General features: G+C 70.0%; 15 protein-coding genes. 14 read left to right on the forward strand and 1 reads right to left on the reverse strand.

All coding sequences use genetic code 11. From position 1 onward, the window contains the following. The 8 genes from hemW (at position 1) to VZL07_RS20160 (ending at position 8277) form a co-directional block, all read left to right on the forward strand. Positions 1–1206: a radical SAM family heme chaperone HemW gene (gene hemW, locus VZL07_RS20125; RefSeq protein ID WP_426749161.1), complete on the forward strand. Its 1206-nt coding sequence runs from the start codon at positions 1–3 to the stop codon at positions 1204–1206. 33 nt (positions 1207–1239) lie between these two features. Beyond that, complete coding sequence (locus VZL07_RS20130) at positions 1240–2067, forward strand: tetratricopeptide repeat protein (protein ID WP_426749162.1); 828 nt, start codon at positions 1240–1242, stop codon at positions 2065–2067. 17 nt (positions 2068–2084) lie between these two features. Beyond that, positions 2085–3641: a DUF4388 domain-containing protein gene (locus VZL07_RS20135; RefSeq protein ID WP_426749163.1), complete on the forward strand. Its 1557-nt coding sequence runs from the start codon at positions 2085–2087 to the stop codon at positions 3639–3641. 176 nt (positions 3642–3817) lie between these two features. Next, positions 3818–4591 (forward strand): TadE/TadG family type IV pilus assembly protein, encoded by a 774-nt coding sequence (locus VZL07_RS20140; protein WP_426749164.1) that lies wholly within the window; start codon positions 3818–3820, stop codon positions 4589–4591. Next, positions 4567–6138 carry a TadE/TadG family type IV pilus assembly protein gene (locus tag VZL07_RS20145; protein WP_426749166.1) on the forward strand — a complete coding sequence of 524 codons (1572 nt, stop codon included), beginning with the start codon at positions 4567–4569 and terminating at the stop codon, positions 6136–6138. Before VZL07_RS20140 ends, VZL07_RS20145 begins: the two co-directional genes overlap by 25 nt. Further along, positions 6138–7241, forward strand: a complete 1104-nt coding sequence (locus tag VZL07_RS20150; RefSeq protein ID WP_426749167.1) for a hypothetical protein — start codon at positions 6138–6140, stop codon at positions 7239–7241. Before VZL07_RS20145 ends, VZL07_RS20150 begins: the two co-directional genes overlap by 1 nt. Continuing rightward, positions 7235–8101: a hypothetical protein gene (locus VZL07_RS20155; RefSeq protein ID WP_426749168.1), complete on the forward strand. Its 867-nt coding sequence runs from the start codon at positions 7235–7237 to the stop codon at positions 8099–8101. The genes VZL07_RS20150 and VZL07_RS20155 overlap by 7 nt, the downstream gene beginning before the upstream one ends. Then, positions 8098–8277, forward strand: coding sequence for a hypothetical protein (locus tag VZL07_RS20160; RefSeq protein ID WP_426749169.1), 180 nt, complete (start codon positions 8098–8100; stop codon positions 8275–8277). The genes VZL07_RS20155 and VZL07_RS20160 overlap by 4 nt, the downstream gene beginning before the upstream one ends. A 24-nt stretch (positions 8278–8301) precedes the next feature. On the opposite strand, the gene VZL07_RS20165 is transcribed toward VZL07_RS20160, so the two are convergent. Next, a complete protein-coding gene (locus VZL07_RS20165) occupies positions 8302–9492 on the reverse strand; it encodes an ABC transporter substrate-binding protein (RefSeq protein ID WP_426749170.1) in 1191 nt (396 codons plus the stop codon). A gap of 185 nt (positions 9493–9677) precedes the next feature. Between VZL07_RS20165 and VZL07_RS20170 the strand changes: the two genes are divergently transcribed. The 6 genes from VZL07_RS20170 to sufU are packed head-to-tail and all read left to right on the forward strand — an operon-like array spanning position 9678 to position 15426. Continuing rightward, the gene (locus VZL07_RS20170) at positions 9678–10196 is read left to right on the forward strand and encodes an SUF system Fe-S cluster assembly regulator (RefSeq protein WP_426749171.1); all 519 of its coding nucleotides are present in this window, start codon (positions 9678–9680) and stop codon (positions 10194–10196) included. After that, complete coding sequence (gene sufB, locus VZL07_RS20175) at positions 10193–11629, forward strand: Fe-S cluster assembly protein SufB (RefSeq protein WP_426749172.1); 1437 nt, start codon at positions 10193–10195, stop codon at positions 11627–11629. Before VZL07_RS20170 ends, sufB begins: the two co-directional genes overlap by 4 nt. A 2-nt stretch (positions 11630–11631) precedes the next feature. Beyond that, positions 11632–12417, forward strand: coding sequence for a Fe-S cluster assembly ATPase SufC (gene sufC / locus VZL07_RS20180; RefSeq protein ID WP_426749173.1), 786 nt, complete (start codon positions 11632–11634; stop codon positions 12415–12417). Next, complete coding sequence (sufD, locus tag VZL07_RS20185) at positions 12414–13754, forward strand: Fe-S cluster assembly protein SufD (RefSeq protein ID WP_426749174.1); 1341 nt, start codon at positions 12414–12416, stop codon at positions 13752–13754. The genes sufC and sufD overlap by 4 nt, the downstream gene beginning before the upstream one ends. Next, positions 13751–14974, forward strand: a complete 1224-nt coding sequence (locus VZL07_RS20190; protein ID WP_426749175.1) for a SufS family cysteine desulfurase — start codon at positions 13751–13753, stop codon at positions 14972–14974. The genes sufD and VZL07_RS20190 overlap by 4 nt, the downstream gene beginning before the upstream one ends. After that, positions 14971–15426, forward strand: coding sequence for a Fe-S cluster assembly sulfur transfer protein SufU (gene sufU / locus VZL07_RS20195; RefSeq protein ID WP_426749176.1), 456 nt, complete (start codon positions 14971–14973; stop codon positions 15424–15426). Before VZL07_RS20190 ends, sufU begins: the two co-directional genes overlap by 4 nt. The last annotated feature ends 7 nt before the right edge of the window (positions 15427–15433 follow it).

The following is a 15433-nucleotide window of genomic DNA, read 5'->3' on the forward strand; positions in this document are numbered from 1 at the left end:
ATGCCCTTCAACGCACCAGTGGATGCCCTCACGGGGATGCAGGCGGCCCGCTTCGGGCTGTACCTGCACTTCCCGTACTGCCTGGCGAAGTGCCCGTACTGCGACTTCGCGGTGGCGGTGGCGCGGCAGGTGCCCGAGGAGCGCTACGCCCACGCGGTGTTGAAGGAGCTGGACGCCCGGCTGGCCGTCGAGCCCTCGCTGGCGAGGAGGCCGCTCGACTCCATCTTCCTGGGCGGCGGCACCCCGTCCCTGTGGCACCCCCGCTACGTGGCCCAGGTGCTGGACGGCATCGCCGCGAGGCTCGCGGTGGCGCCCAACGTGGAGGTGTCGCTGGAGGGCAACCCCGAGCGCGCGGACGCGGAGCGCTTCGCCGGCTACCAGGCGGCGGGGGTGAACCGGCTGTCGCTGGGCGTGCAGTCCTTCCAGCCGGAGACGCTGAAGGCGCTGGGGCGCGCGCACGACGCGGCCATGGTGGACGAGGCGGTGCGCGCGGCGCGGATGGCCGGCTTCCCGGTGGTGGCCCTGGACTTCATCTACGGCGTGCACGGGCAGACCGTGGCCCAGGTGGAGGCGGACGCGCGACGGGCGGTGGCGCTGGAGCCGGAGCACCTGTCCACCTACGCGCTGACGGTGGAGCGCGACGTGCTGGCGGAGGACACGCCCCTGTCAAAGCGCCTCAAGCGCGGCGAGCTGGAGCTCCCCGCCGACGACACCGTGGTGGACATGGCGCGGGTGGTGCGCGAGGTGTACGGCGCGGCGGGCCTGCACCGCTACGAGGTCTCCAACCACGCGCGGCCGGGGTACAGCTCGCGCCACAACGCGCTGTACTGGACGGGCGGGGAGTACCTGGCGCTCGGCGTGGGCGCCACGGGCATGCTGCTGTCGCCCGAGCCGCACCGGTACGTGAACCTGCGCAGCCCCGAGCGCTACCTCACGGAGGTGGAGGCGGGGCGGCTGCCGGAGGACGGGCGCGAGGCGCTGGGCCCGGAGGAGCTCTTCGCGGAGCGGCTGGCCATGGGGCTGCGCCTGGTGTCCGGCGTGGACTGGGAGGCTGTGTGCGAGCGATACGGTCAGCCGGTGGAACCCCGGCGGGCCGAGGTGGCGCGGCTGGTGGAGCACGGCTTCGCGACGCTGCGTGACGGGCGTCTGGCATTGACGGAGAAGGGGGCGGACGTCCATAGCGCCGTGTGCGCGCGGCTCATCTAGGACCGTCCCCGCCGGAGTCGATTCGAGAGGCGTATGAGCAAGTGGATACTGTGGGTTCTCCTCACGCTGCTGACGGGCAGCCCGTTCCTGTCGCTGGGGTTGATTGTCCTCATCATCTTCGTGGCGGACCGCTTCACGTGGCAGGTGCTGCCCAGCCCGGTGCGGCTGTTCAAGCGCTTCCAGCGCGCCGGGGAGCTGGCGGGCACCATCCTCACCAACCCGCATGAGCGGCGGGCCCGCCATGAGCTGGCGGACATCCGCGTGGAGCAGCGCCGGTACGCCGAGGCGGTGGACATCCTCAAGCCCAACCTGGAGGCGGGTGACGAGGACGTGGACACGCTGTACCTGCTCGGCGTGGCGTATCTGGGCGCCGGTGACGCCCAGCGCGGTGAGCTGCTCCTGGACGAGGCCGCGAAGCTGGACCCGGACCACAAGCTGGGCGGCATCGACCTGGAGCGGGGCCGCTTCCGGCTCAAGCGCGGTGACGTGGCGGGCGCGGTGGAGGCGCTGGAGCGCTACTGCCGGGTGCGCCACGGCACGGTGGAGGGCCGCTACCTGCTGGCCAAGGCCCTGTCCCAGGCGGGCCGGAGCGCCGAGGCGAAGCAGATGCGGGACCTGGCCTGGAACGAGTACGTGGCCGCTCCCCGCTTCCAGCGCCGCCGCGAGCGCAAGTGGGCGTGGCGCGCGCGGCCCAGTCGCCCGCTGATGTACGCCGCGGCCGTGGCCCTGGTGCTGGGCCTGCTGGCGTCCATGTTGCCCCGGTTCGGAATGACCCCGGATGCGTACGGCCCCGGCGGACGCTACGGCGCGTATGGCGAGCCGCCCTCCGCGTCCGGGATGGAGGAGTACCTGGGCGAGTAGCGCTAGGCTCGCGTCCCATGTTCTCCACGCCGTCGCAGGTCCTCCGCCAGCGGGAGGGATTGCTGGCCGACACGCCGTTCCCCTTGCTGCTGCACGCGTTGATGCGGGAGGAGCGCACCTGCACGCTGGAGCTGAAGGTCCGCCAGCGTGAGAAGCGCATCGTCTTCGAGGACGGCGCGCCGGTGGCGTGTCAGTCCAACCTCCTCCACGAGACGCTGGGCAAGTACCTGGTGGAGAAGGGGAAGCTGTCCGAGACGGACTACCAGAAGGCGCTGGCGGAGAGCATCTCCGCCGAGGTGCCGCTCAGCGGCCTGCTGGTGCAGAAGGGGCTCATCAGCCCCTTCGACCTGTACAAGCAATTGCAGGCGAACCTGGCGCACAAGCTGCTCGACTGCTTCCGCTGGGTGGACGCGAAGTACCGGCTCATCGCCGACGTGGAGCCCCCGGACGCCAGCGTGCGGACCAACACGGGGCAGCTCATCCTCACCGGCGTGGCCAGTGTGATGCCCTTCGACGCGGTGGCCACGCACTTCACCTTCACGGACGAGCGGCGCTTCGGGCAGATGCCGGGCATGGAGGCGGGGCTGAAGCTGTCGTCGAAGGACGCGCGGCTGTTCCAGGCCCTGCGGCAGCGCCCCACCTTCGCCGAGCTGATGGAGCGCACCGGCTTCGACACGGAGGTGGTGCTCCGGCGGCTGTACGCGCTGTGCCTGCTGGAGGTCGCGGGCTTCGTGGAGGACGTGGACGCGAAGGCGGCGTCGCTCAGCGCGGCGAAGGTGGCCTCGCCCGCCACCGTGCACGCACCCGAGCCGGCAGCGCCGCCCGGGGTCACGCCCGCGGCGCAGGCGTCGCCCCAGGGCACGCCGTTCTCCGACGAGGACGAGGCCGCGCGCAACGCGCTGGTGAGCGCCTTCATGTCCCACCGGAGCAAGGACCCCTTCGCGCTGCTCGAGGTGCCGGAGGACGTGCAGCCGGTGCCCCTGCGCAAGGCCTTCCTGGCCCGGGCGGACCGCTTCTCCCCCTTGCGCTTCCACACGGCGGAGCTGCGCGAGAAGGCGGAAGCGCTGCTGGCGGCCTATGCCAAGGCCTTCGGCGCGCTCTCGGACGCGGAGCAGAACCTGCTGTGGCGCAAGCGGCGCGCGGCGCAGCGGGAGAAGGACAAGGGAACGCGGCCCACCACGGCCGAGCAGTTCCGCATCCGCACCGACCTGCTGGACGCGACCACGCAGTTCGACGAGGCGAAGCGCCGGCTGGCCGCGCGCAACCACGCGGGGGCCTTCGAGTACTTCGAGTACGCCTGCGACATCGACCCGAAGCCGCTGTACCAGGCGTACCGGGCCTACGCGCGCTACCTGATGAAGCCGGAGGCGCACGGGCGGCTGGCGCAGCAGGAGCTGCAGGAAGTGCTGCGCCAGGAGCCGGCCCTGGAAGAGGGCTGGGCCTTCCTGGGTGAAGTGGCCCAGGGCGAGGGCCAGTGGACGCAGGCGGAGGACGCGTTCCGCAAGGCGTTCAAGCTGAACCCCAAGAACCGCCGCTACGTCGAGCTCATCCAGGAAATCGTCCGGCGAAGGTAGACGGGCGCCCGGCTGTCTGCCTGTCTTCGCGGCCATGTCTGGTGTCGGATTTGGCGCCATTCGTGGCCTTGCGGGGTGGTGTCTGTCTTGCGGGTGACAGTGGGTGCTTGTCATTGAATGTCAAACGTGGGTGGGGTTTTCCTTTTTGCGAGGGCTGCTGGGTAGTCTTTGACGCCATGAGCAGCCTTCGTGAGAGGAATCAGTCTGGCCAGGCGGCCGTCGAGGCTGCCATTGTCCTGCCGCTGTTCGTCTTCCTCATCCTGGGCATCCTCCAGCTGGGGCTGATGCACCAGGCGCGGCTGCTGACCAAGTACGCGGCCTACAAGGCCGTGCGGGCCGGGGCGCTCAACAGCGCGAAGGTGGAGGAGATGGAGAAGGCCGCGCTCGCGGTGCTGCTCCCGTTGCTGAGCGTGCCGAGCGGCGTGGAGAACCGCGCCCACATTCCTCCGGTTGGCAGCGCCGCGGAGTTCCAGCGGAAGTGGCAGGACCTGCGCGGCAACCGGATTCCCAGCACCTCGCTCAAGCACGCGGAGGTCACCATCTGCGGACCCACGCAGGGCGATGTCGGAGGCGGCGGCCCCGAGCTGGACTTCGATGACCCGAGAAACACCGCGCCCACCGGCTGGAGGGCGAGCCACCGCACCAAGCTGCGCGTCCAGGTGACCTTCAACTACCGGATGATCATTCCCTTCGCGGACTGGGTCATCTACCAGGCCTCGCGCAACCGCGATGTGCCGGCGCTGATGCGCATGCGGGGCAAGGATGCTCCCGTGGAGGAGAGCGCCGACCGGAGGGACCGCTCGGAGGCGCAGCTGGAGGAGGCCGCCGCCCAGCGCATCTACATCGCCCCTATCCGCGCGACCTACACCATGCGGATGCAGTCGAACTTCTTCCTCAACCGCGCAGCCCTCCCCCGGAGCAACGAATGCGTCTTCCCATTCGCCTACTGACCATCCAGGCCCGGAAGCGCGCGCAGCGTGGGCAGGCCATCGTCCTGGGCGCGTTGTCCTTCCTGGTGCTCGCGCTCATGGTGACGCTCAGCTTCAATCTCGGGCACGCGCTGCGGCAGAAGATGGGCTTGCAGCAGCACAGCGACGCAATGGCCTACTCCATGGCCGTCCTGGAGGCCCGCGCCCTCAATTACTATGCCGTCAGCAACCGGGCCATCGCGGCTTCCTACGTCGCGATGAACAGCATCCATGCCTACATGGCGGCGTCGAGCGTGACGGGCGAGATGATGCGGGCTTCGGCCAAGAACTTCAACGCCATCGCGCTGATGGAGCTCGCCAGGTGCTTCTCCTGCTACACGTGCGCGGAGCACTGCGCCCACGCCGTCGAGGCGAGGCAGATTGCCGGTGATTTCAACCAGGCAGGGGATGACTACGACCAGAAGGTCCGCTCGCTCGAGTCCAGCTTCAACGCCGCGGTGCAGGGCGTGGACCTGATGGTCGACAACCTCCACGCATCCCAGCGCCAGGCTCATGACCGGACCCTGCAAGCCGTCCGGGACGGGCGCAGTCATGGCTTGTCGCTGCTGACCGGGTACAGCGTGCCCGGGGCCAGTGACCTCTCGCAGGCCGTGGGAGGCCTCAATGCCAACGAGTTCAACTGCGCGGTGGATGGGATGGACTGCCGGGGCAGCGTCGGGAACTCGTCTCCGGAAGCGCTGGCGCGGGTGATGACGGAAATCGCCAACGCCACCCGCGCGGACTGGCCCGCGAACCGCGCCTACAAGTCGGACCGGCTCGGCGTCATGAAGCCCACCTACCTGCATCCGGACTTCTTCAACGAGCTGCGGGACATCCCGGACCGGGGCTCGTATCTGGTGCTCGAGCACGAGGGGACGTCCAAGACGGTCCAGGACAAGTCCGAGGTCAACAGCGGAGGGAAGCAGGGCGGCAACTCCGGGACGACGAGCGCCGCGCAGGAAGAGGGGCGCATCCTCCATACGTGGCGGCACGGCTTCTCCTGGATGAGCGACTACGAAGCGCGCGTCTGGAGTGACGCCGACGGCGGTGGCCATGAGCCGGACGGCGCGCACTCGGGCTCGCACCGCTTCGAGGGCGTCAACGCGAATGCCCTGTCGGGCTGCGCCCGCTCGGGCAACTGCTTCATGAAGTTCCGCGCCAACCCGAGCTCGGACCGTGACTGGGGTCAGCCACGCGTCTACAGCTACCTCACCCGGCCACTCCGCGTCGGAGACCCCAGGCGGGCGCCGTGGGAGCTGAATGCGTCGGCCCAGGTGCGGTTGGACCACGGGGCGCAGGGCTCGGGCTCACTCACGCTCGCGGCGCAGGAGGGCGTGGCCATCTCCAAGGCGCTCGTCTACTACCACCGCTTCGGCGCCAATGGCTGGCGGGAGGCTCCCAACCTCTTCAGCCCCTACTGGCGCGCCAAGCTGCACCCCATCCGCCCGGACGAGGCCGCGGAGGTGCTGGAGGCGGCGGGCAACACCGACGCGTCGCGGCTGGCGCAGGTCCCGGGGGTGTCGCTGTGATGCGCGCGGCTCGCCGAGGCGCCGCCGCCGTGGAGATGGCGGTGTGCATGCTCGTCATCATCCCGGTGTTTCTCTACTCGCTGTTCCTGTTCGACCTGCTGCGCCACATGCTGGACTCGCAGGAGACCTCGCTCACCACCGTGTGGGACTACACCACCCTCGACTACGAGAAGGAGCCCGAGCCGGTGGCGACGGAGGATGGCGGGACCACGACGGAGGCCTTCTCCGGCTTCGAGATGGCGCAGGCCTATTCGCGGTACATGTACTGCGACCACGAGTCGGGGCTCGACAGCTACGGCCCGGGCAAGGGGCCCGAGTGCCAGGACGACGAGTCCCACCATACCGACGTCGTCGCCCACGCCTGCTGGCTCAACCCTGGCGGGCAGCAGGTGTATTGCACGCTGGATGCGCAGGCCGTGGGGGCGTACGGCGTGTCGCTCCATCAGTCCTTCATGGACACCTTCGGGCGCGGCGGCCTCATCCGCTGCTCCGCGCGCCTGGGCGTGCAGAACTACCTGCTGCCGGAGACGTTCCTGCCGGAGTTCTCCCGCGTGAAGCTGGCCAAGGAGACGCAGGACCGCGCCAACGGCGTCCACAACAACGCGACGGGCAACGGCAACTCCGGGACGCACGGCCGGGGCGACAACGTCTACCTGCTTCCCTGGGAGCAGATCGCCATCCTCACCGACACCTGGGCGCTCACGGAGCACGCCAACGTCCGGCCAGGCACGCCCGGGGGCAGGGGCCTTCACGAGCGCGTCATCCAGCTCTACCAGAACGACGACAACCCGGCCTTCTCGCAGATGTCCTCGTCGGTGGAGGGGCTGGTGGGTCAGGCCATCGGCTCGGGCCTCCTCAGCCCGGGCTTGCGGCTGCAGCCCCGGGGCTACAAGACGCCAGGCGACGACCCCCGCAACCCCAGCCTCGCCATCAAACCGCATGAAGGTGGCGGGGGCGTGGAGGAGGAAATCTCCCAGCAGGGAGGCACCCGCCGGGGCTACTTCAGCAGCGAGTGGCAGGACTGGGAGAACAACAACAACGAGCGGACCTATCAGAGCCGCGGTAACTGGTACCTGGGCTGCCAGAGGGCGGAATCGTGCTGACGGCCAGCGCGGCCTCGCGCCCCGCCGTTCGGATTCCCGCGCTGCTCTTCTCGGTGGCGGTGGCGGGCTCCCTCATCGGCTTCACCTGGGAGCATGCCGTCTACCGCGGCAGCGGAGGCACCCAGGAGGAGTGGAGTCCCCCGGACCTGACCACGGAGGTCGCGGCGTCACCCCGGGGCTGGGTGCGCACGCCCGCCGAGGAGGCCATCCTCCAGCGGACGCTCGTCCACTTTCCGCCCTATCCGAAGGCCAGCCGCCCCGAGGCGCTGGCCGCGGACTACCTGGGGCCTGGCGCGCCCATGGCGGTGGCGTGGTTCTCCACGGAGGACTCGCCCAAGCAGGTGCTGGAGCACTACGCGCAGGCCCTGCTGGCCAAGGGCTTCCCCGTCCTGCGCCAGAGCCACGGTGAGAATGGCGGCTACGTGGGCTACTGGAGCCCCGCCACCGAAGAGGTCCGGCTGGTCTCCACGCTGGCCCAGGGCGGAGAGACGCTGGTGTTCGTCTCCGCGGGGCAGGTGGGGCCCATGCTGGAGCGCGCGGCGGCGGTGCCCGAATGGCTCCCCGTGCCTCCCGGTCTCCAGGAGACGCGCACCGTGAACTTCCACCTGGAGGGCGCCTCGCACCACGTGGTGACGGGCTGGCTCCAGGAGGGAGCGCCCGACGCGGCGGCGGAGCGCTACCTCGCGCAGCTCCGCGCGAAGGGCTGGACGGTGGGGACACCGGAGCCCGTGGCGCCATCCGGTGTCGCCTTCGAGGTCGTCCGGGACACGGTGAGCGGCCGCGCGCTCCTGCGCGAACGCGCCCCGGGCCCCGGTGTGGAGCTCCATCTCACGTTGCTTCGCCGGAGCGTTGCCCCATGAGGAAGTCCCTGCGTCCGTCGCGGTCCGCCCGCGGCCAGTCCATGGTGGAGTACGCCGTCGTCACCGCGGCGCTGCTGGGCTTCTCCACCATGGGGTGGCCCTTCCTGGTGCAGCTGCTCAATGCGCTGCACCGCTACTTCAACTCCATCTACTACGTCATCCAGGCCCCCATCTGAGGACAGGGGCGCCTGGACGCAGGACTACGGCGTCACCGTGGTGACGAACTCCGCCTTGCCACCGGCGACCTTGAGCACCACGGCCTCCTTCACCGCGTCGCGGTTGGCGTCCAGGGTGATTCTGCCCGCCACGCCCGGGAAGTCCTTCGTCGCGGCAATCGCGTCGCGCAGCGAGGGGCCGCTCAGGTCCGGCGCGCGCTTCATGGCCTCGATCGTCACCCGCGCCGCGTCGTAGGCCAGCGCCGCCACGCTGTCCGGCACGCTGCCGTACGTCGCCTTGTAGCGCGCCAGGAACTTCTGGAGCACCGGGTCCGGGTTGTCCGGCGAGTAGTGGTTGGAGAAGTAGCTGCCCTCCAGCGCGGAGCCGCCCAGCTCGTACAGCTTGTCGGAGTCCCAGCCGTCGCCGCCGAGCAGCGGCACCTTGAGCCCGACTTCCCGCGCCTGCCGCGCGATGATGCCCACGTCCGTGTAGTAGCCGGGCACGAAGACGGCGTCCGGCTTCAGCCGCTTGAGGGACGTCAGCTGCGCGCGGAAGTCCGTGTCGCCCTTGGAGTAGCTCTCGTCGCCCGGCACCTCGCCGCCGAACTCCTTGAACTTGGCGGTGAACACGTCCGCCAGGCCCATGGAGAACGCGCTCTTGTTGTCGCGCAGCACCGCGACGCGCGACAGCTTCAGGTTCTCCCGCGCGAACTTCGCCATGACGAGCCCCTGGAAGGGGTCGATGAAGCAGACGCGGAAGATGTAGTCGCCCTTCTGCGTCACCTCCGGCGCGGTGGACGTGGGCGTCACCATGGGCACCTTGGCCGCCTGCGCCTTCTCCGCCATGGCCATGGACACCGACGAGGCCGCCTCGCCGAGAATCGCCACTACCTTGTCCTGGGTGATGAGCCGCGTCACCGCCTGGGCGCCTTCCTCGGGCCGGCCCTGGCTGTCGTAGACGCGCACCTGGAGCCTCTTGCCCTTCACGCCGCCCGCCTCGTTGGCCTCGTTCAGCGCCAGCTCGATGCCGTTGCGCGCGGAGATACCGAAGGTCGCCTCACTGCCCGTGAGGCTGCCGACCTCGCCCAGCAGAATCACATCCGGATCCACCGGAGCGGCCGGTGCCCCGGCCGCCTGTCCCTCGGGCGAGGGCGCCGCGGGGGCGGGCGCGTTCTTCTTCTCGCAGGCCACCACGGCCAGGGCCAGGGTCGCGAGCAGCATCAGGGGACGGCGCATCGGCAGTGTTCCTCCAGGGACGGTGGGGTCACCCTATCCCTCTCCTCCCCGCCCTCCAACCAGCGGCCCTTCAGGGAGGGATTCGAAATGCAATGTGGACTGAAACGGTCCTGATTAATTAAGAGACTCTCGGCGGCCCGGAGCTTCTTCGGCGCCGGGAACCCAGAGAGGAGACACCCGCACCCATGCTCCGGATGAGCAAGATGACCGACTACGGCATCGTGCTGATGACCGAGCTGGCTCGCGCGGATGGTGACACGCGCACCACCCGTGAGCTGGCGGCGCGCACGCGCGTGCCACTTCCCTCGGCCAGCAAGGTGCTCAAGAGCCTGCTCCAGGCGGCGCTCGTGGTGTCTCACCGTGGCGCCAATGGTGGCTATGGCCTGGCGCGTCCCGCCAGCGAATTGTCCCTGGCGGAGCTCGTCTCGGCGCTCGAAGGGCCGGTGGCCCTCACCGAGTGTGGCGTTCACGCCACCGAGGGTGCGCCCTGTGAGCTCGAGTCCGTCTGCCAGGTGCGAGGCCACTGGCGCCTCATCAACAACGCCATCCAGGAGGCCCTGGGGCGGCTGACGCTGGCGGACCTCACCGCCCCCGCGCCCCGCGTGCCCGAGCGCCTCGTGGGCCTGGGGACACCTTCCCGCCCGGCGCCTTCCCCGGCCGCCGGCCATCCCACTTCCGCTTCCGCGACAGGAGTCCGCTCATGAGCACCGAAACCCTCCAGGAACTGACGCGCCGCCCGTATGCGGCGGGCTTCGTCACCCAGGTGGAATCGGACACGTTCCCCCCCGGGCTGGACGAGGACGTCATCCGCCAGCTCTCCGCGAAGAAGAACGAGCCGGAGTTCCTGCTCGACTGGCGCCTGAAGGCCTTCCGCCACTGGAAGACGATGAAGGAGCCCACGTGGCAGGCCGTCACCTACGCGCCCATCGACTACCAGGCCATCCGCTACTACTCGGCGCCGAAGCAGAAGCCGGTGAAGGCCAGCCTGGACGAGGTGGACCCGGAGATTCTGCGCACCTACGAGAAGCTCGGCATCCCGCTGCACGAGCAGAAGCTGCTGCAGAACGTCGCGGTGGACGCCGTCTTCGACTCGGTGTCGGTGGCCACCACGTTCAAGGACAAGCTGGCCAAGGCGGGCGTCATCTTCTGCTCGTTCTCCGAGGCCGTGCGCGAGCACCCGGAGCTGGTGAAGAAGTACCTGGGCTCGGTGGTGCCGTACTCGGACAACTTCTTCGCGGCGCTCAACTCGGCCGTCTTCAGCGACGGCTCGTTCGTCTACATCCCCAGGGGCGTGCGCTGCCCCATGGAGCTGTCCACCTACTTCCGCATCAACGCGGCGGAGACGGGCCAGTTCGAGCGCACGCTCATCGTCGCGGAGGAGGGCTCGTACGTGAGCTACCTCGAGGGCTGCACGGCCCCCATGCGCGACACCAACCAGCTGCACGCCGCGGTGGTGGAGCTGGTGGCCCTGGACAACGCCACCATCAAGTACTCCACGGTGCAGAACTGGTACCCGGGCGACGCGGAGGGGCGCGGCGGCATCTACAACTTCGTCACCAAGCGCGGCATCGCGCACCGGGCGGCGAGGATTTCGTGGACGCAGGTGGAGACCGGCTCGGCGATTACGTGGAAGTACCCGAGCGTCATCCTCAAGGGGGATGACTCGGTGGGCGAGTTCTACTCGGTGGCGCTCACCAACAACCTGCAGCAGGCGGACACGGGCACGAAGATGGTGCACATCGGGAAGAACTCCCGCAGCACCATCGTGTCCAAGGGCATCTCCGCCGGCCGCGGGCAGAACACGTACCGCGGGCTGGTGAAGGTGCTGAAGAGCGCGGAGAACGCGCGCAACTACACGCAGTGCGATTCGCTGCTGCTCGGTGACAGGTGCGGCGCCCACACGGTGCCGTACATCGAGGTGAAGAACGCGTCGGCGCAGGTGGAGCACGAGGCGTCCACGTCGAAGATTGGCGAGGACCAGCTCTTCTACTGCCGGCAGCGGGGCATCTCGCAGGAGGACGCGGTGTCGATGATCGTCAACGGCTTCTGCCGCCAGGTGTTCAAGGAGCTCCCCATGGAGTTCGCGGTGGAAGCGCAGAAGCTGCTCGGAGTGAGCCTGGAAGGGAGCGTGGGGTAGGCATGGCGCTTTTGACTGTTCGCAACCTGCACGCCCGCGTGGCGGGCAAGGACATCCTCAAGGGTATCGACCTGGAGGTCGCCCCCGGTGAGGTCCACGCCATCATGGGCCCCAACGGCTCCGGGAAGAGCACGCTGGCCGCGGTGCTCGCGGGCCGAGACGGCTACGAGGTGACGCAGGGCGAGGTGCTGTTCGACGGCAAGCCGCTGCTGGAGCTGTCCCCCGAGGACCGCGCCGCCGCCGGCGTCTTCCTCGCCTTCCAGTACCCGGTGGAGATTCCGGGCGTGGGCAACATCCACTTCCTGCGCACCGCGCTCAACGCGCAGCGCCGCGCGAAGGGGCTGGAGGAGCTGGACGCCATGGACTTCCTCCAGCTGGCCAAGGAGAAGTCGAAGCTGGTGCAGCTCGACGCGGCCTTCATGAACCGCTCGGTGAACGAGGGCTTCTCCGGCGGCGAGAAGAAGCGCAACGAGGTGTTCCAGATGGCGGTGCTGGAGCCGCGCCTGGCCATCCTCGACGAGACGGACTCCGGCCTGGACATCGACGCGCTGCGCACGGTGGCCGGCGGCGTCAACGCGCTGCGCTCGCCCGAGCGCGGCATGGTGCTGATCACCCACTACCAGCGGCTGCTGGACTACATCGTCCCGGACAAGGTGCACGTCATGGCCGCGGGCCGCATCGTCCGCTCCGGTGGGCGCGAGCTGGCGCTGGAGCTGGAGCAGAAGGGCTACGGCTGGCTGGGCCTGGAGGGTGGCAAGGCTGCTGCGGCGGCGGAGGCACGCCGATGACGGCCGGTCTGGCGCACTACCTGGACGTGGCCACGCGCTTCCAGGCGGCGCCCGAGCAGGCGTCCGCGCCCCAGTGGCTCAAGCGCCTCCGCGCGGAGGCCCTGGCCGACTTCGAGCGGCAGGGCCTGCCCACCTCGCGTGACGAGGCCTGGAAGTACTCGCGGCTGGCGCCCATCGTGGAAGGGACGTTCCTTCCCGCGGCGCCAGGCGCCCGCGACGCCGCGCAGCTGTCGTCGGTGGTGCAGCGGCTCGGCCTGCCGGGGCCCCGGCTGGTGTTCGTGGACGGGCGGCTGGCGCCGGAGCTGTCGTCCGTGGCGGGCCTGCCGCGTGGGCTGACGCTGAAGCCGCTGCGGGACGCGGTGCGCGAGGACGGCGAGCTGCTGGAGTCCCTGCTGGGGCAGCGGGCCGTGGCGGCCGAGCACGCCCTCACCGCGCTCAACGCGGCGCTGCTGGACGAGGGCGCGCTGCTCCAGCTGGCGCCGGGCGCGCTGAGCGAGGTGCCCGTACAGCTGCTGTTCCTCACGCGCGGCGACGCGCCGGTGCTGTCCAGCCCGCGCATCCTCGTGGTGGCGGGCGAGAGCAGCGAGGCGACGCTGGTGGAGACGTATGCCAACGCGGGCCCGGCGGGCGCGGCGGCGACGTTCACCAATGCGGTGACGGAGGTGACGCTGGGCGACAACGCCAGCCTCCACCACTACAAGCTCCAGGTGGAGGGGGACGCGGCGCTGCACGTCGGGGCCCTCCACGCGCGGCAGGGGCGCGACAGCCGCTTCGCCTCGCATGCCTTCGCCTTCGGCGGCGCCATGGCGCGCAACGAGGTGCACGCGGCCTTCGCGGGCGAGGGCGGCGACGCGACGCTGAATGGCCTCTACGTGGGACAGGGCGCGCAGCACCTGGACAACCGCACGGCGCTGGACCACGCGGTGCCCCGGTGCACCAGCCGCGAGCTGTACAAGGGCGTGCTGGACGGGCACTCGCGCGGCACCTTCCACGGGCTCATCCGCGTGCGGCAGGACGCGCAGCGCACGGACTCGCGGCAGCAGAACCGCAACCTCCTGCTGTCGGAGGCGGCGCAGGCGGACGCCCGGCCGCAGCTGGAAATCCTGGCGGACGACGTGAAGTGCGCGCACGGCGCGGCGGTGGGGCGGCTGGACGCGCAGGCGCTGTTCTACCTGCGCTCGCGCGGCGTGCCCCAGGCGGAGGCGGAGCGGCTGCTCACGTACGCCTTCGCCCGCGAGGTGGTGGAGGCGGTGCCCGCCGGCCCCGTGCGCGCGAACATCGAGTCGCTCCTGGCCCTCAAGCTGCCGGGCGCGGCACCGCGTGAGGTGACGGCATGAGCGGCTTCGACGTGAAGCAGGTCCGCGAGGACTTTCCCATCCTCCACCAGGAGGTGCGGGGCCGGCCCCTGGTGTACCTGGACAGCGCCGCCACGGCGCAGAAGCCGCGGGCCGTCATCGACGCGCTCGTGCGCTTCTACCAGCACGACAACGCCAACGTGCACCGGGGCGTCCACGTCCTCTCCGAGCGCGCCACCGAGGCGTACGAGGGCGCGCGGGAGACGGTGCGCCGCTTCATCAACGCCCGGGACGCGAAGGAAATCGTCTTCGTGCGCGGCACCACCGAGGCCATCAACCTGGTGGCGCAGACGTATGGGCGCAAGCACATCGGCGCCGGGGACGAGGTGCTCATCACCCAGATGGAGCACCACGCCAACATCGTCCCGTGGCGGATGCTCTGCGAGCAGACGGGCGCGGTGCTGAAGGTCATCCCGGTGGATGACCGCGGCGAGCTGGTGCTGGACGCGGTGGACGCGCTGCTCACCGAGCGCACGCGCCTCCTCGCGGTGACGCAGGTGTCCAACGCCCTGGGCACGGTGGCGCCGGTGAAGGAGCTCACGCGCCGGGCCCACGCGAAGGGCATCCCCGTGCTGGTGGACGGCGCGCAGGCGGTGACGCACTTCCCGGTGGACGTGCAGGACCTGGGCTGTGACTTCTACGCCTTCAGCGGGCACAAGATGTTCGGACCCACCGGCATTGGCGTGCTGTACGGCCGCAAGGAGTTGCTGGACGCGATGCCGCCCTACCAGGGCGGCGGCGACATGATTCTCTCCGTGACGATGGAGAAGGTGACGTACAACCGCGTGCCGTACCGCTTCGAGGCGGGCACGCCCAACCTCGAAGGCGCGGTGGGGCTGGCGGCGGCCATCCGCTACCTGGAGTCGCTGGGGATGGAGAACGTCGCCGCGCATGACCGGGAGCTGCTGGCCTACGCCACGCGGGCGCTGGAGTCGGTGCCGGGGCTGCGGCTGGTGGGCACGGCGCGCGAGAAGTCCGGCGTGCTGTCCTTCCTGCTGGGGGACATCCACCCCCACGACGTGGGCACCATCCTGGACCGCGAGGGCATCTGCATCCGCACGGGCCACCACTGCGCGCAGCCGGTGATGCAGCACTTCAAGGTGCCGGCCACGTCCCGGGCGTCGCTGGCGCTCTACAACACGCGCGAGGACGTGGACGCGCTCGTCCGCGGCCTGCACAAGGTCCTGGAGGTGTTCCAGTGAGCTCGGATGACTTGAAGGACCTCTACCAGGAGGTCGTGCTGGAGCACTCCAAGCGGCCGCGCAACTACCGCGTGGTGGACGGCGCCAACGCGGAGGCCGCGGGCCACAACCCGCTGTGCGGTGACCAGCTGGTGGTGACGCTGAAGGTGGAGGACGGCGTCATCCGCGACGTGGGCTTCCAGGGCCAGGGGTGCGCGATTTCCAAGGCGTCCGCGTCGCTGATGACGGGCGCGGTGAAGGACCGGACGCGCGCGGAGGCCGAGTCGCTCTTCGAGCAGGTCCACAAGCTGGTGACGGAAGGCCCGGAGTCGGTGGACGTGGACGCGCTGGGCAAGCTGGCGGTGCTGTCCGGCGTGAGTGAGTTTCCCGCGCGCGTGAAGTGCGCCAGCCTGGCGTGGCACACGCTGCGCGCGGCCTTGGAGGGACGCGGCGAGGCCGTGTCCACGGAGTAGGGGTGGA

Origin of the sequence: Pseudomyxococcus flavus, assembly GCF_050038885.1 — a bacterium.
In the GTDB taxonomy this organism is placed as follows: Bacteria; Myxococcota; Myxococcia; order Myxococcales; family Myxococcaceae; genus Myxococcus; species Myxococcus flavus.